This is a genomic window from Streptomyces sp. SL06 (assembly GCF_058244745.1).
On record NZ_JBSYOT010000002.1, the window covers coordinates 4,061,526 to 4,081,239 of the forward strand.

The 19,714-nt window shown below is 72.0% G+C and carries 17 protein-coding genes and 1 riboswitch; of the genes, 12 read left to right on the forward strand and 5 right to left on the reverse strand.

What is annotated here, in order from left to right; all coding sequences use genetic code 11:
- Positions 1 to 305 precede the first annotated feature (305 nt).
- Entirely contained in the window at positions 306 to 1,967 is a 1,662-nt protein-coding gene (gene cdgB / locus AC4IHM_RS18605; protein WP_490868138.1) for a diguanylate cyclase CdgB, read from the forward strand.
- A gap of 119 nt (positions 1,968 to 2,086) precedes the next feature.
- Positions 2,087 to 3,049 carry a carbohydrate-binding protein gene (locus AC4IHM_RS18610; protein ID WP_490868139.1) on the forward strand — a complete coding sequence of 321 codons (963 nt, stop codon included), beginning with the start codon at positions 2,087 to 2,089 and terminating at the stop codon, positions 3,047 to 3,049.
- A gap of 4 nt (positions 3,050 to 3,053) precedes the next feature.
- Here AC4IHM_RS18610 and AC4IHM_RS18615 read toward each other — a convergent pair whose 3' ends face one another.
- The 3 genes from AC4IHM_RS18615 to AC4IHM_RS18625 form a co-directional block, all read right to left on the reverse strand.
- Positions 3,054 to 3,986, reverse strand: a complete 933-nt coding sequence (locus AC4IHM_RS18615) for a 1-phosphofructokinase family hexose kinase (protein WP_490868140.1) — start codon at positions 3,984 to 3,986, stop codon at positions 3,054 to 3,056.
- A gap of 131 nt (positions 3,987 to 4,117) precedes the next feature.
- Entirely contained in the window at positions 4,118 to 5,263 is a 1,146-nt protein-coding gene (gene nagA, locus AC4IHM_RS18620) for an N-acetylglucosamine-6-phosphate deacetylase (protein ID WP_490868141.1), read from the reverse strand.
- On the reverse strand, positions 5,263 to 6,264 hold the full coding sequence (locus AC4IHM_RS18625; RefSeq protein ID WP_490868142.1) for an ROK family protein: 1,002 nt from the start codon (positions 6,262 to 6,264) through the stop codon (positions 5,263 to 5,265). The genes nagA and AC4IHM_RS18625 overlap by 1 nt, the downstream gene beginning before the upstream one ends.
- Before the next feature lie 128 nt (positions 6,265 to 6,392).
- On the opposite strand from AC4IHM_RS18625, the gene AC4IHM_RS18630 reads away from it, so the two are divergent.
- The 3 genes from AC4IHM_RS18630 (at position 6,393) to otsB (ending at position 8,836) form a co-directional block, all read left to right on the forward strand.
- The gene (locus AC4IHM_RS18630) at positions 6,393 to 7,646 is read left to right on the forward strand and encodes an extracellular solute-binding protein (protein ID WP_490868143.1); all 1,254 of its coding nucleotides are present in this window, start codon (positions 6,393 to 6,395) and stop codon (positions 7,644 to 7,646) included.
- Between the two features lie 36 nt (positions 7,647 to 7,682).
- A complete protein-coding gene (locus AC4IHM_RS18635) occupies positions 7,683 to 7,916 on the forward strand; it encodes a DUF3263 domain-containing protein (RefSeq protein ID WP_490868144.1) in 234 nt (77 codons plus the stop codon).
- 62 nt (positions 7,917 to 7,978) lie between these two features.
- Positions 7,979 to 8,836 (forward strand): trehalose-phosphatase, encoded by an 858-nt coding sequence (gene otsB / locus AC4IHM_RS18640; RefSeq protein ID WP_490868145.1) that lies wholly within the window; start codon positions 7,979 to 7,981, stop codon positions 8,834 to 8,836.
- A gap of 12 nt (positions 8,837 to 8,848) precedes the next feature.
- Here otsB and AC4IHM_RS18645 read toward each other — a convergent pair whose 3' ends face one another.
- Complete coding sequence (locus AC4IHM_RS18645; protein WP_490868146.1) at positions 8,849 to 10,237, reverse strand: alpha,alpha-trehalose-phosphate synthase (UDP-forming); 1,389 nt, start codon at positions 10,235 to 10,237, stop codon at positions 8,849 to 8,851.
- A 158-nt stretch (positions 10,238 to 10,395) separates the two neighbouring features.
- Between AC4IHM_RS18645 and AC4IHM_RS18650 the strand changes: the two genes are divergently transcribed.
- Positions 10,396 to 11,121: a hypothetical protein gene (locus AC4IHM_RS18650; RefSeq protein ID WP_490868147.1), complete on the forward strand. Its 726-nt coding sequence runs from the start codon at positions 10,396 to 10,398 to the stop codon at positions 11,119 to 11,121.
- A gap of 3 nt (positions 11,122 to 11,124) precedes the next feature.
- On the opposite strand, the gene AC4IHM_RS18655 is transcribed toward AC4IHM_RS18650, so the two are convergent.
- Positions 11,125 to 12,069, reverse strand: coding sequence for a glucosyl-3-phosphoglycerate synthase (locus AC4IHM_RS18655; protein WP_490868148.1), 945 nt, complete (start codon positions 12,067 to 12,069; stop codon positions 11,125 to 11,127).
- A 142-nt stretch (positions 12,070 to 12,211) separates the two neighbouring features.
- Positions 12,212 to 12,359: riboswitch (SAM riboswitch) on the forward strand.
- 17 nt (positions 12,360 to 12,376) lie between these two features.
- Between AC4IHM_RS18655 and thrC the strand changes: the two genes are divergently transcribed.
- The 6 genes from thrC to AC4IHM_RS18685 all read left to right on the forward strand — a co-directional run bounded on the left by thrC (position 12,377) and on the right by AC4IHM_RS18685 (position 19,503).
- The gene (gene thrC / locus AC4IHM_RS18660) at positions 12,377 to 13,687 is read left to right on the forward strand and encodes a threonine synthase (protein WP_490868149.1); all 1,311 of its coding nucleotides are present in this window, start codon (positions 12,377 to 12,379) and stop codon (positions 13,685 to 13,687) included.
- Entirely contained in the window at positions 13,684 to 13,959 is a 276-nt protein-coding gene (locus AC4IHM_RS18665; RefSeq protein WP_490868150.1) for a MoaD/ThiS family protein, read from the forward strand. The genes thrC and AC4IHM_RS18665 overlap by 4 nt, the downstream gene beginning before the upstream one ends.
- Positions 13,960 to 14,365: 406 nt before the next feature.
- Positions 14,366 to 14,569: a cold-shock protein gene (locus AC4IHM_RS18670; RefSeq protein WP_004929928.1), complete on the forward strand. Its 204-nt coding sequence runs from the start codon at positions 14,366 to 14,368 to the stop codon at positions 14,567 to 14,569.
- Between the two features lie 323 nt (positions 14,570 to 14,892).
- The gene (gene groL, locus AC4IHM_RS18675) at positions 14,893 to 16,518 is read left to right on the forward strand and encodes a chaperonin GroEL (RefSeq protein WP_490868151.1); all 1,626 of its coding nucleotides are present in this window, start codon (positions 14,893 to 14,895) and stop codon (positions 16,516 to 16,518) included.
- Between the two features lie 173 nt (positions 16,519 to 16,691).
- Positions 16,692 to 17,870 carry an NADH:flavin oxidoreductase gene (locus AC4IHM_RS18680; protein ID WP_490868152.1) on the forward strand — a complete coding sequence of 393 codons (1,179 nt, stop codon included), beginning with the start codon at positions 16,692 to 16,694 and terminating at the stop codon, positions 17,868 to 17,870.
- Positions 17,871 to 17,943: 73 nt separating this feature from the next.
- Positions 17,944 to 19,503 carry a carboxylesterase/lipase family protein gene (locus tag AC4IHM_RS18685; protein ID WP_490868153.1) on the forward strand — a complete coding sequence of 520 codons (1,560 nt, stop codon included), beginning with the start codon at positions 17,944 to 17,946 and terminating at the stop codon, positions 19,501 to 19,503.
- Positions 19,504 to 19,714 lie beyond the last annotated feature (211 nt).

Consider the following 19,714-nt stretch of genomic DNA (forward strand, 5'->3'; position numbering starts at 1 on the left):
CGCTAATCTGCGTCCGTCGGCCGGGCATCGGCCCCAGGTCCGAACCGGGACCTAGGACCACAGAAGGAGGCGTGCGCGTACTGACGGACTTTGCGTTCGGCAAACGTACGGGGAAACCGCGGAAACGCCGCCCAATTGTTCATGTTTCGCTGTGACTTGAGTCACAAGGGGCGGTAATTGTTGACCCTGTGTACCGAGTGCGGAGCGCGCTGTGATTCAGTGGCGGGGAACCTGCAAGGGCACCATCAGTAAAGGCGCCGAAGAGAACCCTTGATTCGCTGCGAGGTCTCGGGGGGAGGGCGAGCATGGAGACCGAGTCGGAGCCCTATGTCCGTCTTGCGTCCCTGCGGCAACTGCACCAGGCCATGGCCGACATGAACAAGGCCCGCAGCCTGGCCGACACCCTGCAAGCCGTCGCCGACGGCGTCGTCCAGGCCCTCGGGTACGAGCTGGCGTGCGTCAATCTGGTCCGCCCCGACGGCGATCTCGTCGTCGCCGCCCTCGCCGGCAACCAGGCCGCCGAGGCGCTGATCACCGGCCGCGCGGGCTCCCGCGAGTCCTGGGACCGACGCCTGAACATGGGCGAGCAGTGGGGCGACCTGATCTTCATACCCCACACCGAGGGCTGGGTCCTCGACGACGACAACGTCCCCCAGTGGTACACCGACGGGCCCGCACCCCGCTTCGAGGACGAGTGGCACCCCTCGGACCGGCTCTTCGCCCCGATGTACGCGCCGGGACCGCAGGGCGGCGGCGCCAGCGGCGAGCTGATCGGCGTCCTGTCCGTGGACCGGCCGCGCAACGGCCGCCGCCCCGGCGCCTGGGGCCGCGAGGCCCTGCAGATGTACGCGTTCCAGGCCGCCATAGCGATCAGCAACGCCCGGCTGCGCTCCAACATGCAGCGCGCCCTGGTCCGCCTGGAGCGCGACCAGCAGGCCCTCAGAGCCAGCGAGGAGAGCTTCCGCCAGGCCTTCGAGTACGCCCCCTCCGGCATGGCCATCGCCGAGATGGGCGGCGACCAGCACGGCCGGATCCTGCGCACCAACGACGCCCTGTGCCGGCTGCTGGGCCGCCCCGCCTCCGCCATGCGCCGCTACGCCTTCTCCGACCTCGTCCACCCCGAGGACATCGGCACCCTGCTGCGGACCTCCGCCGAGGGCGGCCGGGTAGAACTGCGCCTGGGCCGCCGCGACGGCACCTACGTCTGGGTCTCGCTGCGCAACAGCGTCGTCGCCGACGCCGCCGACGGGCCGCGCTTCCTGCTCACCCACGTCGAGGACATAGAGGAACGCAAGCGCCGCGAACTCCAGCTCGCCCACCGCGCCTCCCACGACTCCCTGACCGGACTGCCGAACTCCGCCGAGCTGCGCTCCCGCCTCGCCGCCCGGCTGTGCCGGCGCCCGCAGTCCCCGCACGCGGCCGTGGTCGACGCCGTGGACGCCGCCTACGGCCCGTCCGCCGTCTTCGACTCCGGCGGCCACACCTTCGACTTCACCGCTCCCGAGCCGTACGACGCCTACGACCACCATGTGCACGCCGTCGCCCCCGAGGACGGCCGCGACGACGGCACCAAGGGGCTCGCGGTGCTCTTCTGCGACCTCGACGGCTTCAAGTCGATCAACGACCGGTTCGGGCACAACGCCGGCGACGCCGTGCTCATCGAGGTCGCCCGTCGGCTCAGCGGCGGCGTCCGCGACGGCGACACGGTGGCCCGGCTCGGCGGCGACGAGTTCGTGATCCTCGCCAACGGGCTCGGCCGGGCCGACGCCGAGGACCTCGCCGTACGGCTGCGCAACGAGATCATCCAGCCGATCAGGGCCGAGGGCCGGGCCGTCCGGGTCGGAGCCAGCTTCGGCATCGGATGGGCCCACTGCGGCATGACCGCGGACGAAGTCCTGAAGTCCGCCGACGAACGGATGTACGTCGAGAAACGATCTCGTCCCAAACAGCACCGCCGCGCGGGATGATCAGCAGGTCAGTGCGCTGATGCGGCCCGAGTCACCCGCTCGGGTCAGTTCGACCGGGTAGGCTCGCCCTCTCACCACCCGTACCGCACACGCACCGCATCTGGTTAGGAGACCTAGGGATGACGCCCGGCAACAACGGCGCGAGCACGCCCGAGGACGACGACCCGTTCGGCTACCTCTACGCCGACGGGCAGGCCAACGGGGCCCAGCCGCCGTCCGGTGGCTACGGCTACCCGAACTCCGTCAACCGGGTGCGTCCCGTAGGGACACGGCAGTACGGGGCACCGCAGCAGCAGGGCACCCAGACCGCCGCGTACGGGCAGGCAGCCCCGCCGCAGCAGGGCTCCTACGGGCAGCCGAACGCGCACTACGCCGCGCCGGAGTCGTTCCCCGGCGGCGGTGCGCCCACGAGCCCGCAGCGCTCGGGGCACGGCGGGGGCGGCGGGCGCCGCGGCCCCAACACCAAGGGCCTGCTCATCGGCGCGGTCGCGGTCGTCGCCGCCGTGGTCATCGGCATCGCCGTGGCCATGACGAGCAGTGGCTCGGAGGACGACAAGAACGGCGACGAGGCCGGCGCCGGCCCCACCCCGACCCAGTCCGAGAGCACCGACCCGAGCCCCTCGGCCGGCGACGACGCCGAGCAGGAGGTGGAGCTGCCGGCCAGCGACGCGACGGGACTGCAGCTGTCCGGCGGCGCGGCGACGGCCTCGGACGTCGAGGGCGCGCAGTCGGAGGGCGGCGCCTATGTGGCCAACCTCAACCAGCCCGGCGCCTCGGTCACCTGGACCGTGGACGGCATCCCCGAGGCCGGCGCCTACACCCTCTTCGCCCGCTACAGCGCGGCCGGCGAGGACCAGTCGATGACGCTGACGATCAACGGCAAGCCCTTCGGCAACAAGCTGAACCTGAGCAACTTCGCCGGTGCCAAGGACGGCGACTTCGCCAAGGGCTGGACCCAGACCTACGCCTGGCCCACCCTCAACAAGGGCACCAACACCATCTCGCTCTCCTGCGACGACGGCGACAAGTGCGACGTTCTGCTGGACCAGTTCTCCCTGAAGCAGGGCCAGGTCAAGCAGTAGCGCGTCAGGCCGCGCCCGCCTGAGCCGTCACCGCGACCCCGCGCGCGAGCAGCTCCTCGTACGCCGCCCGGTCGAACTCGCCCGCCACCGGTGCCAGGACCGTCGCCGCGGACAGGGCGACCGCGCGGGCCAGGCGGTCCGGCCAGGGCAGGTTCTCCACCAGTCCGGACAGCAGGCCCGCGACCACCGAGTCGCCCGCGCCGGTCGGATTGCCGTGGACGTGGGCGGGCGGTGCGGCCCGCCAGCGGCCCTCCGGGACCACCGCGAGCAGCCCCTCGGCGCCCAGCGAGGCGACCACCGCGCGGGCACCGCGGCGCCGGGCGGACTGCGTGGCCCGCAGCGGCTCGTGCGAGCCGGTCAGCTCGGCCAGTTCCTCGGCGTTCGGCTTGATGAGATCCGGACGGGCGGCGACGCCCCGCCGCAACGGCTCCCCGCCGGTGTCGAGCAGCACCGGCACACCCGCCGTCCGCGCGGTGCGCACCAGCCCGGCGTAGGCGCCCACCGGGACGCCCGGCGGCAGGCTGCCGCACAGGGCCACCGCGGCGGCACCGGCGAGCAGATCCGCGTACGCCTCCTGGAAGTCGTCCCACTCGGCGGGCGCCACGACCGGGCCGGGTTCGTTGAGCTGGGTGGTGTCGCCGGTGCGTTCGTCGACGACGGCGATGGTGCGCCGGGTCGCGCCCACGACCGGCACGAGCGCGTCGGCCACCCCGCGCACGCCGACGAGTCTCTCGCGCACGACGGCCCCGGTGGTGCCGCCCGCGAAGCCGGTGACGGTCACCTCGTGCCCGAGGGCCGCCAGCACGCGGGCCACGTTCAGCCCCTTGCCGCCGGGCCGCTCGGTCACCTCGGTGACCCGGTGGGAGGCGTGGGGCATGAGGGCCGGGACACGGTAGGTGATGTCGAGAGCGGTGTTCAGCGTGACTGTGAGGATCATCGTGCCGGCCTCCCCCCGATCGCTCGCGACTGCCGCCGTGTGCCCCGGAACCCGTGTTGTCCCGGGGACACGATCATGCCAAAAGGACGGCGGTCGGCCCAGTCCCCGGTTCGGCCACCCTCGGCAGCGGATCAGCCCAGCCCGGGATCGACCACCCATTCGCCCCGGCGCATCACGCCCACCAGGTCGAAGGCGTTGTCCAGGACCACCAGGTCGGCGTCCCTGCCCGGCTCAAGCGAGCCGATCCGGTCGGACAGGCCGAGCAGCCGCGCCGGGTTGGCGGAGATCGCCGCGACGACATCCTCCACGGGCAGCCCGTCCACCGTCACCGCCCGCTTGAAGGCCCGGTCAAGGGTGAGCGTGGAGCCCGCGATCGAGCCGCCCTCAACCAGCCGGGCCACCCCGCCCGCGACCTCGACCTCCAGCGGGCCGAGCAGGTAGCGGCCGTCGCCGAAGCCGGCCGCGTCCATCGCGTCGGTGATGAAGGCGACCCGGGCGGCGCCCGCGTGGTGGAAGGCCAGCTGGAGCGCGGCCGGGTGCAGATGCGTGCCGTCGTCGATCAGCTCGACGGTGATCCGCTCGTCCTCCAGCAGTGCCGCGATCGGACCGGGGGAGCGGTGGCCGAGCGGCGGCATCGCGTTGAACAGGTGCGTGGCGACACTCGCGCCCGCGTCGATGGCCTGAAGCGTCTGCTCGTAGGTGGCGTCGGTGTGCCCGACCGCCGCGATCACGCCGTGCTCGGCGAGCAGCCGTACGGAGTCCAGGCCGCCCGGCAGCTCGGTCGCCAGCGTCATCATCTTCGCGTGGCCGTGCGCCGCGTCGATCAGCTTGCGGACCTCGGCCGGATCGGGCTCGCGCAGCAGTTGTTCGTCGTGCGCGCCCTTGCGGCACGGGGAGATGAACGGCCCCTCGAAGTGGATGCCGGCGATGTCGCCCTGCTGGGCCAGCTCGGCGAGCACCCCGGCGTGCCGGGCGAGGAAGTCCAGCTCACCGGTGACGGCGGAGGCGACCACCGTGGTGGTGCCGTGCCGCCGGTGGGTGCGGACGCCCTGGAGGATGTCCTCGGCGTCGCCCGTGGCGAACGAGGCTCCGCCGCCGCCGTGGTTGTGCATGTCGACGAAGCCGGGGACCACCCAGTGGCCCGACACGTCGAGGACCTCCGCCCCCGGGGACGCCGTGTCCGCGATCCGCGCGCCCTCGACGATCACGCGGCCGTCGTCCACGGTCCCGGTGGGCAGTACCACCCGGGCACCGGCGAGAACCTTGCTTGGGGCCATCAGGTGGTTACCTCCGGGGGAGTCGCGGTCGTGGCAGCGGTGCCGGGCGCGGCGGTGCCGGGCGCGGCGGTGTCCTGCGGGCCGGTGCCGAGCAGGTCCCAGGCCAGCAGCCCGGCACCCCGGCAGCCGGCGGTGTCCCCCAGGGCCGCGGGGACGATGTCCGGGAGCTTCTGGAAGGTGACCCGCCGGCGTACGGCCTCCCGCAGCGGTGTGAACAAGGTTTCCCCCGCCTCGGCGAGGCCGCCACCGATGATCAGTACGCGCGGGTCCAGCAGAGTGAGCGCGGTGACCAGCCCGTCGGCGAGCGCGTCCACGGCGTCCTGCCACACGGCGAGCGCGCGGGCGTCCCCCGACTCGACCGCCCCGGCGCAGCCCGCGGCGTCCGCGGCCGGGTCGCCGCAGGCCTCGGCCCACGCCCGGCCGACCGCCGACGCGGACGCGAACCGCTCCAGACAGCCGCGCTGCCCGCACGGACACGGGGCGGTGCCGGGGCGTACGACGATGTGGCCGATCTCGCCCGCGAAGCCGTGGGCGCCGGACTCCACCCGCCCGTCGATGCCGATGGCGCCGGCGATGCCGGTGCCCAGCGGCACGAACAGGAACCGGTCGGCGCCCTTTCCGGCCCCGATCCGCCCCTCCGCGAGCCCGCCGGTGCGCACGTCGTGGCCGACGGCGACCGGGATGCCGCCCAGCCGGTCGGCGAGCAGCGCCCGCAGGGGTACGTCGCGCCAGCCGAGGTTGGCCGCGTACACGGCGGTGCCGTGCTCGTCGTCGACGATGCCGGGGACGGCGACGCCCGCGGCGCGGGCGGGCTCGCCGAAGCGGTCGGCGCCGAGGGCCCGCAGTTCGGCGGCGAAGTCCAGGATGCCCGCGACGACCGCCTCGGGTCCCTGCTCGCGGCCGGTGGCCCGGCGGGCCCGGTGCAGCAGCTCGCCCCCAGGTCCCGCGAGGGCGGCCTTCATCCCGGTGCCGCCCACATCGAGGGCGATGACATGTCTCACAGGGACAGTGTGGCCCGTCGACCCGGGAGAGGTCTAGTCCACTCGCGTGGTGTAGACCTTAATCCGGTAAGCGAACACATGAACGTGCGGTGGACGACGCGGTCGTCGGCAGGGTTGGGGAAGTCACGGTGCAGCGGCGAAGGACAGGAACGATCGCGGTGGTGTCCGCGCTGGGCATGACGGCGGTCCTCGGCGGCTGCGGGCTCACCGGCGACTCCGGCGAGGTGACGTTGCGGCTGGTCGCCGCCGACTACGGCGACGGCGGGCACAGCTCCCAGAACTACTGGGACGGGCTGGTCCGGTCCTACGAGGCCGAGCACCCCGGCGTGCACGTGGAGGTCACCGTCCACTCCTGGAACGACGTCGACCGCAAGGTCCGCGAGATGGTCGAGGCCGGCCGGGCGCCCGACATGGCGCAGATCGGCGCGTACTCCGACTACGCGGACCAGGGGCTGCTCTACCGGGCCGACGACGTGCTCTCCATCCCGGTCCAGGCCGACTTCGTCTCCCAGCTCGCCGGCGCCGGCCAGGTCGGCGGGGTGCAGTACGGGCTGCCCTTCGCGGCCTCCACCCGCGTGCTCTTCTACAACAAGACCCTCTTCGACGAGGCCGGCATCACGCCGCCGGGGTCCTGGGACGACCTCGCCGAGGCCGCCGAGGCGCTCCGGGACAAGGGCGTGAAGTACCCGTACGCCCTGCCGCTGGGCGCGGAGGAGGCGCAGGCCGAGACCATGCAGTGGATGCTCAGCGGCGGGGGCGGCTACACCGACGAGGTCGGCACCTACTCCGTCGACTCGCCCCAGAACGTCACCACCTTCACGTGGCTCAAGGACGAACTGGTCGGCAAGGGCCTCACCGGTCCGGTCGCCCCCGGCGGGCTCAACCGGGCCGACGCCTTCGCCGCCTTCGCCGACGGTGACGTTGGCATGCTCAACGGGCATCCCTCGCTGATGAAGACGGCGTCCGACAAGGGCGTGAAGTACGGCATGGTGCCCACCCCGGGCATCGACGGCGAGAGCAGGAGCACGCTCGGCGTGTCCGACTGGATGACGGCCTTCAAGGAGAACGGTCACCAGGAGGAGATCGGCGACTTCCTCGACTTCGTCTACAGCGACGAGAACGTTCTCGGCTTCTCCCGCGAGTACGACCTGCTGCCGGTGACCACCTCCGCGTCCCAGGTCATGAGCACGGCGGCCGAGGACAAGAACCTCCAGCCCTTCCTGGACCAACTGCTGCTCTCCGAGCTGTACCCGGTCGGCAAGGCCTCCTGGGCCTCGGTCAGCGCCGAGGTCAAGAAGCGCATCGGCCAGGCCGTCGCGCCCGGCGGCAGCCCCGAGGCGGTGCTCGACCGGATCCAGGCGACGGCGATGCGGACGCGGTAGCGTCCGCTGTCGGCGGCGGGCGTTACGGTGCCGTACATGGACCTGGGTGAGCTGGCCGAGCGGGAGCGGAGCATCCTCGCGCTGGAGCGCCGGGGCTTTCCCGGCCCCGGCGCGAAGGAACGCGCGATCCGCGAGGAACTGGGCCTGGCCCCCGTCCGCTACTACCAGCTCCTCAACGCCCTCCTGGACGACCCCCGGGCCCTGGCGACCGACCCCGTGACGGTCAACCGCCTGCGCCGCGTCCGCGCATCCCGCCGCACGGACCGCTGAGCCGACGACCCCGGGGGCCTGCGTGGGGCGTGGGTTTCGTGGCGGCGGGATAGGTTCGTCGTATGGGCAGCCATCAAGACTTCAGCCGGGACGACTTGCCGACGCCCGTGACGCGGGCCGGAAGGGAAGGGCTCGACGCGCTTCTCGCGCGGCCCGAGCGGGCGGTGGTCGCGCTCGACTTCGACGGTACGCTCGCCCCGATCGTGCCCGACCCCGACCGGGCGCGGGCCCACCCGGACGCGGTGCCCGCCCTCGCCGTGCTCGCCCCGAAGGTCGCCTCCGTCGCGGTGATCACCGGCCGCCCGGCCGAGGTCGCCGTACGCCACGGAGGCTTCGCGGACGCCCCCGGCCTCGAACACCTCGTCGTCCTCGGCCACTACGGCGCCGAGCGCTGGGACGCCGCCACCGGCACCCTCACCACCCCTGCACCGCACCCCGGCGTCGCCGCCGTCCGCGCCGAGCTGCCGGCGCTGATCGAGCGGGCCGGCGCGCGGCAGGGCGCCTGGATCGAGGAGAAGGGCCACGCGGTCGCCGTCCACACCCGCCGCGCCCCCGACCCGCAGGCCGCCTTCGACGCCCTGCGCGCCCCCCTCACCGACCTGGCCGAACGCCACGGCCTGATCGTCGAACCGGGCCGCATGGTCCTCGAACTGCGCCCGCCCGGCATGGACAAGGGCGCCGCGCTGAGGGAGCACGTGCGCTCCCTCGACGCCGGATCCGTCCTCTACGCGGGCGACGACCTCGGCGACCTGCCCGCCTTCACGGCCGTCGACACCCTCCGCGCACAGGGCACCCCGGGCCTCCTGGTGTGCAGCGGCAGCGACGAGGTCCCCGAACTCCGCGAGAGGGCCGACCTCGTGGTCGACGGCCCGACGGGAGTGGTGGCGCTGCTGCGCACCCTGGCGGCCCACCTCGCGTAGGAGTAACCCGCGTCAGGCCCTCAGCGCGTCCAGCTGATCCAGGAACCAGCGCGCCGGAGGCAACGCCGTCCCCGCCGCGGCCAGCCGCTTCGAGCGCTCCGCGCGCTCCCCGGCCCCCACCGACAGCGCCTCGTGCAGTGCCCGCGCCGTCCCCGACACGTCGTACGGGTTCACCACCACCGCGTCCTCGCCCAGCTCCTCGTACGCCCCCGCCTCCCGCGACAGCACCAGCACGCACCCCGCGTCGGAGACGACCGGCACCTCCTTCGCCACGAGGTTCATCCCGTCCCGGATGGGATTGACGAGCGCCACGTCGGCCAGCCGGTACGCCGCGAGCGACCGCGCGAAGTCGTCCTTCACATGCAGCACGACCGGCGTCCACCCCGCCGTCCCGAACTCCGCGTTGACCGAGTCCGCCACCCGCCGCACCTCGGCGGTGTAGTCCCGGTACACGGCGAGATCCTGCCGCGAGGGGTAGGCGAACGCGACGTGCACCACCCGCTCGCGCCACTGCGGACGCTCCGCCAGCAGCTCCCGGTACGCCAGCAGCCCCCGCACGATGTTCTTCGACAGCTCGGTCCTGTCCACCCGGACGATCGTCCGGCGCCCCTCGCCGATCTCCTCCCGCAGCGCCGCCATCCGCTCGTCGACATCGGCCTCGTGCGACCGCTTGCGCAGGAAGTCCGCGTCCGCGCCGAGCCCGTGCACGCCGATCTCCGTGCCGCCGAGACCGCCCACCAGCGCGTCGCAGCACGCGGTGAACGCGTCGGCCCAGCGCCGGGTGAGGAAGCCGAGCCGGTCGGCGCCGAGCATGCCGCGCAGCACCTGCTCGGCGATGTCGTCCGGCAGCAGCCGGAAGTAGTCGACCGGCGCCCACGGCGTGTGCGAGAAGTGGCCGATGCGCAGGTCGGGGCGCAGCTCGCGCAGCATCCCCGGCACCAGCACCAGGTGGTAGTCCTGCACGAGCGCGACCACGCCCTCGGCCGCCTCCTCGGCCAGCGCCTCGGCGAAGGCCCGGTTGTACGCCTCGTAGGAGGCCCACTGCCGACGGAACTCCGCGTCGAAGACCGGTTCGAGGGGCGTCTGGTAGAGCATGTGGTGCACGAACCACAGCACGGAGTTGGCGATCCCGTTGTACGCGTCCGCGTGCATGTCGGCCGGCACGTCCAGCATCCGTACGCCGTCCTCGCCGACCCCGCGCCGCACCGCCTCGCGGTCGCCGTCGCCCAGCGCCGAGCACACCCACAGCGCCCCGGCGTCCGGCCCGATGGCGGAAAGCCCGGAGACCAGCCCGCCACCGCCCCGTTTGGCGTGCAGCGAACCGTCCTCCCGCACCTCGTACGAGACCGGCCCCCGGTTGGAGGCGACCACCACCTGAGCAGCACCGAAGCTTGAAGCCATACGCCTCAATCTAGCCCGGCCCCCAAAACCTCAAACGTTCCTCCATGTCACGTCGCGGCCGATTCGGTCAAGCGACTTGTGCGGAAGATGTGAAGAGGTCGAGGATGCGCGGTGAACATTTCAACTTTCTGGGGGGTGGGCGTTCTATGCCCAGTTCTATGCCCATGCATACGCGCATGCGCAGATTCGCCGGCGCCGCGGCGCTGGTCGCGGCCTCCGCGCTGGCACTGGCCGGCTGCGGCGAAGGCGACGGGGACGCCGGTACGAAGGCGGAGGGGCGGCCCGCGGCGGCCACCGCCACGCCGAGCGACAGCGCCAGTCCCACACCGGAGGCGTCCCCGACCACCGACGCCCCGACCCCCACCCCGACCCCGACCCCCACGCCGACCGTGGCCGTCGCGCTGCCGGACTTCACCGGCCGCAGCGTCGGGTCGGCCGTCAGCGCCGCGAAGCAGGCCAGGACCGACTTCGCCGTCCACCTCCAGGGCACCGGACAGCGGGCCTCCTCCTGGGGCAGCGGCGAGAAGGTCTGCGAGCAGAGCGGCGGATCCGGCCCGGTGACCTTCACCGTCCCCCGCGACGGCCGCGACTGCGCCGGGCGCCTCCTGCACACCCCGAAGCCGGCCCCGGAACCGGCGAAGACTCAGGACAACGGCACGGGCGGGGGCGGCACGAGCGGAGGTGGCACGAGCGGAGGTGGCACAGGCGGGGGCGGCACCGGCGCCTGCGAACTCATGAGCCCCGCGGGCAACTGCTACGCCGACGGCCAGTTCTGCGCCAACAAGCACCACGGCCTGAGCACCCACGGCCGCGGCGGCGAGTACCTGACCTGCGCACAGGACTCCGGCGGCATCTGGCGCTGGTCGGACGGCGTACCCGGCTGACGCTCAGGCCACCCGCCGGGCCGCGTACTCCGCGATCTCCGTCATCGGAGGCCGTTCCTCCACGTCCACGGCGTACGTGCGCGGCTCGAAGCCGTCGGCGCCCCGCTCGAACTGGGTGAGGGCCGGCCGCAGCAGATGGCCGCGGGCCAGCCGGAGCTGGGCGGTGCGGTAGATCGACGCGGACATGCGGCCCAGCGCCCGCTCGTCCTGGTGCCGGTGCCTGCGGACCCCCACGTCGACCTGCGCGAGGGCGTCCAGGCCCACCAGGTGCAGGGAGTCGACCAGGATGCCCAGCTCCACCCCGTAACCGACGGGGAAGGGCAGCCGTTCCAGCAGGGAGCGGCGGGCCGCGTACTCGCCGCCGAGCGGCTGGACGAAGCCCGCCAGCCGCGGCCAGTGCAGATTGAGCAGCGGGCGGGCCATCAGCTCGGTGACCCGCCCGCCCTGCCCGGCGGCCGCGCCGAGCGGACGGTCGTACATGGCCTTGACGAGGTGCACGTCCGGGTCGGTGAGCAGCGGGCCCACGATCCCGGAGACGAAGTCCGCGGAGAACTCGCGCAGATCGGCGTCGACGAAGCAGACGATGTCGCCGCCGGTCACCAGCAGCGAACGCCACAGCACCTCGCCCTTGCCGGGCACCGCCGGGACGCGGGGCAGGATCGCGTCGCGGTGCACGACCCGCGCGCCCGCCGCCGCGGCCACCTGCGACGTACGGTCGCTCGACCCGGAGTCCACGACCACGACCTCGTCGACGAGCGGCACCCGCCCCATCAGCTCCCGGCGGATCACCGTGACGATCTCGCCGACCGTGGCCTCCTCGTCGAGGGCGGGGAGCACCACGCTCACCGTCTGCCCGGTGGCGCGCTTGGCGGAAAGGATCCGCTGGAGCGGCCGGTCCGCCACGGACCAGGAGCGCGCGCTCAGCCAGCGCTCGACTTCTTCCAGCACGTCCCGTCGCTCCCTTTGTGATCCATCTCGCGGTTCGGACGACTGTCTCGACCGCCTTGGCCTTCGGTTACAGTCTTGAACAACACGGTCGGCCACCGCATGCCGGGGCCGCCGCGCGCACCACGGAAAAACAACTACATACCGCTCATCCAGAGGGGCAGAGGGATACGGCCCGATGAAGCCCCGGCAACCCTCCAGTCGGTTCCTGTCACACGGACGTGGCGAGGCTCCCGGCTAGGGAAGGTGCCAAATCCGTCTCACGGCGAGATGCGTCGTGAGGAAGATGAGGAGAAAGGGCCTCGCCTCCATGGCTGTGCAGACCGTCACCAGCGCCACCGACCACGCCGACGCCTCCGCGTCCACCGCCTCCCCCGTCGATCTGGGCCCCGCCGCCGCGCTCTCCTGCCGCGAATGCGGGCACCGCGTGCCGCTCGGCCCCGTCTTCGCCTGCGAGGAGTGTTTCGGCCCGCTGGAGATCGCCTACGACTTCTCGGCCCACGACACCGAGGAACTCCGCGCGCGCATCGAGGCGGGCCCCGCGAACATCTGGCGCTACGCCCCGCTGCTGCCCGTCCCCGCCGACGTGGCCGACAAGCCGAACATCAACCCCGGCTGGACCAAGCTGGTCAAGGCCGACAACCTGGCCCGCGAACTCGGCGTCACCGGCGGTCTGTACGTCAAGGACGACTCCGGCAACCCGACGCACTCCTTCAAGGACCGCGTCGTCGCCCAGGCCATCGAGGCCGCCCGCGCCTTCGGCTTCACCACCCTGTCCTGCTCCTCCACCGGCAACCTCGCCGGCGCCGTCGGCGCCGCCGCCGCCCGCGCCGGCTTCCGCTCCTGCGTGTTCATCCCGCACGACCTGGAGCAGGGCAAGGTCGTCATGGCCGCCGTCTACGGCGGCGAGCTGGTCGGCATCGAGGGCAACTACGACGACGTGAACCGCTTCTGCTCCGAGCTGATCGGCGACCCGGCCGGCGAGGGCTGGGGCTTCGTCAACGTCAACCTGCGGCCGTACTACGCGGAGGGCTCCAAGACCCTCGCGTACGAGATCTGCGAGCAGCTCGGCTGGAAGCTGCCCGACCAGCTCGTCGTGCCGATCGCGTCCGGCTCCCAGCTGACGAAGATCGACAAGGGGCTGAAGGAGCTGATCGACCTCGGCCTGGTCGAGGACAAGCCGTACAAGATCTTCGGCGCGCAGGCCAAGGGCTGCTCGCCGGTCTCCACCGCGTACAAGGCCGGCCACGACGTGGTCCGTCCGCAGAAGCCGGACACCATCGCCAAGTCGCTGGCCATCGGCAACCCGGCCGACGGCCCTTACGTCCTCGACATCGCCCGGCGCACCGGCGGCGCCGTGGAGGACGTGACCGACGAGCAGGTCGTGGACGCCATCAAGCTGCTCGCCCGCACCGAGGGCATCTTCGCGGAGACGGCGGGCGGTGTGACGGTCGGCGTGACGAAGAAGCTGATCGACGACGGCGTACTGGACCCAAGGCTCACCACCGTCGTCCTGAACACCGGCGACGGCCTGAAGACCCTCGACGCGGTGGCCGGCACCGGCCTGACCGCGACCATCCGCCCGAACCTGGACTCCTTCCGAGAGGCTGGCCTCGCATGAGCGTGACCGTTCGCATCCCGACCATCCTGCGCACCTACACCGGCGGCAGGTCCGAGGTCGGCGCCGAAGGCGCCACTTTGGGCGAGGTCATCTCCGACCTGGAGAAGAACCACACCGGCATCGCCGCCCGCGTCCTGGACGACGAGGGCAGGCTGCGCCGCTTCGTCAACGTCTACGTCAATGACGACAACGTCCGATTCGAGCAGGGCCTGGAGACCGCGACCCCGGACGGCGCGGGCATTTCGATCATTCCCGCGGTCGCCGGCGGCTGATACCCCTCGTAGTGCGAATTGCCCTCTCCGTAAGAGAAGCGGAGGGGGCAATTCCATGTGGTTGAGCACGGTAGAGTTGGGGAACGCGCTCCCGATCGCAAGGTCGGGAACCTTTAATTCCTGCCGCACGTCCGACAAGAAGCAGCCAAAGTGTGGACGTATTTCGCGGCTTTTGTTCCCTTTGTGTGCCCCGAATTGACCTGAATTCGGACGAATTCTCGCCACATTCCGGACCGGGCGCGTCCAGATTTCTCGTCCGACTGACCTGTTGCAGACGGCAGTTGGGCAGATACATTCGGCCGCGGTCGACGCGTTCCGGCGCACGCCCCCAGTCGTGGGGGGTGAGGTCTGACCCGGGTCCGCGAAGTGCGGATCTGTGCAAGGGCCAGTAATAGGGGAGTTAGGCATGGCTCAGGGCACCGTCAAGTGGTTCAACGCGGAGAAGGGGTACGGCTTCATCGCGGTCGACGGTGGTGCGGATGTTTTCGTCCACTACAGTGCGATTCAGATGGACGGTTACCGCACCCTCGAAGAAGGCCAGCGGGTCGAGTTCGAGATCTCGCAGGGTCAGAAGGGCCCGCAGGCCGACATGGTTCGCCTCAGCGCCTGAGACGTTCGGCCACCGCAAGCGAACGGTTCTTCATCGAAGGGCCCGCACCCCCGCACGGGGGTGCGGGCCCTTCGTGTTCCCGGGGTCAGGAGGTGGTGGAGGCGGGGCGGCGGGCCGCCGATCCCGGTATGGCGCTTGCACTCGACCATGCCGAGTGCTAATCATTGGCGTTAGCACTCTGAAGGTGAGAGTGACAACGAAGGACCGGGTCGGTGAGGCCCGCAGGCCGGGTGGGGAAGGAACCACGAGGCCGGCGAGCCGTCCGTCGCGGGCGCGGGCGCGGTCCGAAGGAATCACCCCCAGTCCTGGAGGGACCACTTCACATGGCCAAGATCATCGCGTTCGACGAGGAGGCGCGGCGCGGCCTCGAGCGCGGCATGAACCAGCTCGCGGACGCCGTCAAGGTGACGCTCGGCCCCAAGGGCCGCAACGTCGTCCTCGAGAAGAAGTGGGGCGCCCCCACGATCACCAACGACGGCGTGTCCATCGCCAAGGAGATCGAGCTCGAGGACCCGTACGAGAAGATCGGCGCCGAGCTGGTCAAGGAAGTCGCCAAGAAGACGGACAACGTCGCCGGTGACGGTACGACCACCGCGACCGTTCTCGCCCAGGCCCTGGTCAAGGAAGGCCTGCGCAATGTCGCGGCCGGCGCCAACCCGATGGCCCTGAAGCGCGGTATCGAGAAGGCCGTCGAGGCCGTCTCCGCCGCCCTGCTCGAACAGGCGAAGGACGTCGAGACCAAGGAGCAGATCGCCTCCACGGCCTCCATCTCCGCCGCCGACACCCAGATCGGCGAGCTGATCGCCGAGGCCATGGACAAGGTCGGCAAGGAAGGCGTCATCACCGTCGAGGAGTCCCAGACCTTCGGTCTGGAGCTGGAACTCACCGAGGGCATGCGCTTCGACAAGGGCTACATCTCGGCGTACTTCGCCACCGACATGGAGCGGATGGAGGCGTCGCTCGACGACCCCTACATCCTGATCGCCAACTCCAAGATCGGCAACGTCAAGGACCTGCTGCCGCTCCTGGAGAAGGTCATGCAGTCGGGCAAGCCGCTGCTGATCATCGCCGAGGACGTCGAGGGCGAGGCCCTGTCGACCCTGGTCGTCAACAAGATCCGCGGCACCTTCAAGTCCGTCGCCGTCAAGGCCCCGGGCTTCGGCGACCGCCGCAAGGCCATGCTCGGCGACATCGCCATCCTCACGGGCGGCGAGGTCATCTCCGAGGAGGTCGGGCTCAAGCTGGAGAACGCCACGCTCGACCTGCTGGGCAAGGCGCGCAAGGTCGTCATCACCAAGGACGAGACCACGATCGTGGACGGCGGCGGCTCGGCCGACCAGGTCCAGGGCCGGGTCAACCAGATCCGCGCCGAGATCGAGAACAGCGACTCGGACTACGACCGCGAGAAGCTCCAGGAGCGCCTGGCGAAGCTGGCCGGCGGCGTGGCCGTCATCAAGGCCGGTGCCGCCACCGAGGTCGAGCTCAAGGAGCGCAAGCACCGCATCGAGGACGCCGTTCGCAACGCGAAGGCGGCCGTCGAGGAGGGCATCGTCGCCGGTGGTGGCGTGGCCCTGCTCCAGGCCTCCCAGGTCTTCGAGAAGCTGGAGCTCGAGGGTGACGAGGCGACCGGCGCCAACGCCGTGAAGCTCGCCCTGGAGGCCCCGCTGAAGCAGATCGCCGTCAACGGCGGTCTCGAGGGCGGCGTCGTCGTGGAGAAGGTCCGCAACCTGACCGTCGGCCACGGCCTGAACGCCGCGTCCGGTGAGTACGTCGACATGATCGCCGAGGGCATCATCGACCCGGCGAAGGTGACCCGTTCCGCTCTACAGAACGCCGCCTCCATCGCCGCGCTGTTCCTCACCACCGAGGCCGTCATCGCCGACAAGCCGGAGAAGGCCGCCCCGGCCGGTGCTCCGGGCGGCATGCCGGGCGGTGACATGGACTTCTGATCGACCTCCGGTTGATCGACCGTCCTTCACGTACCGAGGGCGGCATCCTGGCCACGGCCGGGATGCCGCCCTCGGGCGTTTCCGGGCCCGCCAAGCTGTGGCGCGGATCACAGCAGACCGTGGGTGGTGGGCGGAATTGCCGTGCGGGGTACGCCCGTTGTCGCTGAAGCGTGATGAATGCACGCGCACATACCACCCGGTCCCTCCCAAGGAGCCCCCACGTGACCGCCACCACCCCCGAGACCGCCTCACGCGCCGCGCAGCTCCTCGCCCGCCCGGCCACCATCAACGGCCTGACCGTGCCCAACCGCATCGCCATGGCGCCGATGACCCGGATGTTCTCGCCCGGCGGCGTCCCCGGCGAGGATGTCGTGTCGTACTACGCGCGCCGCGCCGCCGCCGGTGTCGGACTGATCGTCACCGAGGGCACGTACGTCGGCCACGACTCCGCCGGACAGAGCGACCGGGTGCCCCGCTTCCACGGTGAGGAGCAGCTCGCCGGCTGGGCCAAGGTCGCCGAGGCGGTGCACGCGGCGGGCGGCACGATCGTCCCGCAGCTGTGGCACATCGGCATGGTGCGCAAGCAGGGCGAGCCGCCCTTCGCGGACGCCCCAGCCGTCGGCCCCTCCGGGTTGCGGATCGGCGAGGACGAGGCCACCGGCAAGGTGATGACCCAGCGCGACCTGGACGACGTGATCGGCGCCTTCGCCGAGTCCGCCGGGGCCGCCGAGCGCATCGGCTTCGACGGCGTGGAGATCCACGGCGCCCACGGCTACCTCGTCGACCAGTTCCTGTGGTCCGGCACCAACCGCCGCACCGACGCCTACGGCGGCGACCCCGTCTCCCGCACCAGGTTCGCCGCCGAGATCGTGGCCGCCGTGCGGGACGCCGTCTCGGACGGGTTCCCCGTGATCTTCCGCTACTCCCAGTGGAAGCAGGAGGCCTACGACGCCCGCCTCGCCGAGACCCCCGAGCAGCTGGAGGCCGTCCTCGCCCCGCTCGCCTCGGCCGGTGTCGACGCCTTCCACGCCTCCACCCGCCGCTACTGGCACCCCGAGTTCGACGGCTCCGACCTCAACCTCGCCGGCTGGACCAGGAAGCTGACCGGCAAGACCGCCATCACCGTCGGCTCGGTCGGCCTCGACGGCGAGTTCGGCAAGGTCTTCCAGGGCGAGGGCGCCCCGCTCGGCAGCCTCGACAACCTCCTGGACCGCATGGAGCGCGACGAGTTCGACCTTGTCGCCGTCGGCCGCGCGCTGCTCCAGGACCCGCACTGGGCCCAGAAGGTCCTCTCCGGCCGCTTCGAGGAGCTGGCCCCGTTCGAGGCGGCGTCGCTCAAGACCCTGAGCTGACCCGACCGGCTGCGGACGCGCACCGCGGCGTAGGGTCCGTGAGATCACCCGGCGTCCAGTGAGGGAGTGATCGATGACGAACCCCGAGGCCCCCGAGGCCGTGGTGCGCACCGTCGCCGGTGCGGTGCGCGGGCGGCGGGAGGACGGTCTGACCGTCTTCCGCGGCATCCCGTTCGCCGAACCCCCGGTGGGGGAGGCCCGGTTCGCCGCCCCCCGCCCCGCCCGCGCCTGGGACGGCGTACGCGAGGCCCACGCCTTCGGGCCGCCGCCCCCGCAGGATCTCGGCATCCAGGGCAGCGGCGGTACCCTCGACGCCCCCGAGGGCGACGACTGGCTGACGGCCAACGTCTGGACCCCCGCCCCGGACCCGGCCGCCCGCCGCCCGGTCATGGTCTGGATCTACGGCGGCGCCTACCGGCTCGGCCACTCCGGCAGCCCCGGCTACGACGCCCGCCGTATCGCCGCCGACGGCGACCTTGTCGTCGTCACCTTCAACTACCGGGTCGGCATGGAGGGTTTCGCCCACATCGAGGGCGCCCCCGCCAACCGGGGCCTGCTCGACCAGGTGGCCGCGCTGGAATGGGTACGGGACAACATCGCCGCGTTCGGCGGCGACCCGGACCGGGTCACCGTCTTCGGCGAGTCGGCCGGCGCCGGTTCCGTCGCCTCCCTGCTGGCCATGCCGCGCGCGGCCGGGCTGTTCCGGCGGGCCATCGCCCAGAGCGTGCCGGGCACGTACTTCTCCGCCGAACTCGCCCGCGACATCGGTGCCGCCCTGGCCGCCGAGATCGGCCTGCGGCCCACCGTCGCCGACCTGTCGGCCGTGCCCCCGGGCCAGTTGGTGAAGGCGGGGCAGGCACTCTCCCCGAAGATGCCCGGACAGGTCGCCCGCTGGGGCCAGGCCGCGCCCACGGTCACCCCGTACTCGCCGGTCGTCGACGGCGACGTGCTGCCGCTCGTGCCGTGGCGGGCGCTGGCGTCCGGCGCGTCCCGGGACGTCGACCTGGTCGTCGGCCACAACCGGGACGAGAACCGGCTGTTCAGCGCCATGGCGGGCAGGCTCGGCCGGATCACCGGCGAACGCGCGAGCGAGGCCCTGAGTCTGTACGCGCCGGGCGGCGAGGCGGCCTACCGGGCCGCGTTCCCCGACGCCTGCGCCAACGACCTGTACGAACGCGTCCAGACGGACTGGCTGTTCGCCATGCCCTCGCTGCATCTGGCCGAGGCCCACCTCGCGGGCGGCGGGCGTTCGTACGCCTACGAGCTGACCTGGCCGGCCCCGGCCGACGGCGGCGCCTTCGGCGCGTGCCACGGCCTGGACATCCCGCTCCTGTTCGGCACCTTCCAGGCCGATCTGGCGCTGCTGCTGTTCGCCGGGGCGGAACCGTCGCCGGAGGCGCTGGCCCTGTCCGCGCGTTTCCGGTCCTCGTGGACGGCGTTCGCGCGCACGGGCGATCCCGGGTGGCCGGCGTACGACCTCGAAGGGCGGCTTGTGCAGGTGCTGTCCGGCGGTGAGCCGGTTGTCGTGCCCTATCCGGAGGAGGTGTCTCGGCGGCTTTGGGAGGGGTACGAGTTTGCTGCGCTGCCTCTGTCTCTGCCGCCGGGGGTGTTGAGGGAGCCGCCCGCTGGATGAGTGGCCGTGGGGCCGCCCGCTTCCTTGTCAGTGTCGTGCTTCCGCGATCCGCGTCAAGGGCGCTCCCTGCGGTCGCGTCGCCTTCGGCGATCGGCCTGCGGCCGACCCTTGACCCGGCTCGCTCCAGCACGGGGAAGAAGCGAGCGGGCGGCCCGGAGGAACGGGTGGCCAACCTGCAACACCCCTTCCGCCAGCTACCCAGCCACCCGGC

Bases quoted from the DNA above. Each gene is read 5' to 3' on its own strand.
- AC4IHM_RS18680 (WP_490868152.1), top strand. From the start codon at position 16,692: ATGAATGCACGCGCACATACCACCCGGTCCCTCCCAAGGAGCCCCCAC.
- AC4IHM_RS18650 (WP_490868147.1), top strand. From the start codon at position 10,396: ATGCCCATGCATACGCGCATGCGCAGATTCGCCGGCGCCGCGGCGCTG.
- nagA (WP_490868141.1), bottom strand. From the start codon at position 5,263: ATGGCCCCAAGCAAGGTTCTCGCCGGTGCCCGGGTGGTACTGCCCACC.
- AC4IHM_RS18645 (WP_490868146.1), bottom strand. From the start codon at position 10,237: ATGGCTTCAAGCTTCGGTGCTGCTCAGGTGGTGGTCGCCTCCAACCGG.
- AC4IHM_RS18665 (WP_490868150.1), top strand. From the start codon at position 13,684: ATGAGCGTGACCGTTCGCATCCCGACCATCCTGCGCACCTACACCGGC.
- AC4IHM_RS18685 (WP_490868153.1), top strand. From the start codon at position 17,944: ATGACGAACCCCGAGGCCCCCGAGGCCGTGGTGCGCACCGTCGCCGGT.
- otsB (WP_490868145.1), top strand. From the start codon at position 7,979: ATGGGCAGCCATCAAGACTTCAGCCGGGACGACTTGCCGACGCCCGTG.
- AC4IHM_RS18615 (WP_490868140.1), bottom strand. From the start codon at position 3,986: ATGATCCTCACAGTCACGCTGAACACCGCTCTCGACATCACCTACCGT.
- AC4IHM_RS18635 (WP_490868144.1), top strand. From the start codon at position 7,683: ATGGACCTGGGTGAGCTGGCCGAGCGGGAGCGGAGCATCCTCGCGCTG.
- AC4IHM_RS18610 (WP_490868139.1), top strand. From the start codon at position 2,087: ATGACGCCCGGCAACAACGGCGCGAGCACGCCCGAGGACGACGACCCG.
- AC4IHM_RS18670 (WP_004929928.1), top strand. From the start codon at position 14,366: ATGGCTCAGGGCACCGTCAAGTGGTTCAACGCGGAGAAGGGGTACGGC.
- groL (WP_490868151.1), top strand. From the start codon at position 14,893: ATGGCCAAGATCATCGCGTTCGACGAGGAGGCGCGGCGCGGCCTCGAG.
- cdgB (WP_490868138.1), top strand. From the start codon at position 306: ATGGAGACCGAGTCGGAGCCCTATGTCCGTCTTGCGTCCCTGCGGCAA.
- thrC (WP_490868149.1), top strand. From the start codon at position 12,377: ATGGCTGTGCAGACCGTCACCAGCGCCACCGACCACGCCGACGCCTCC.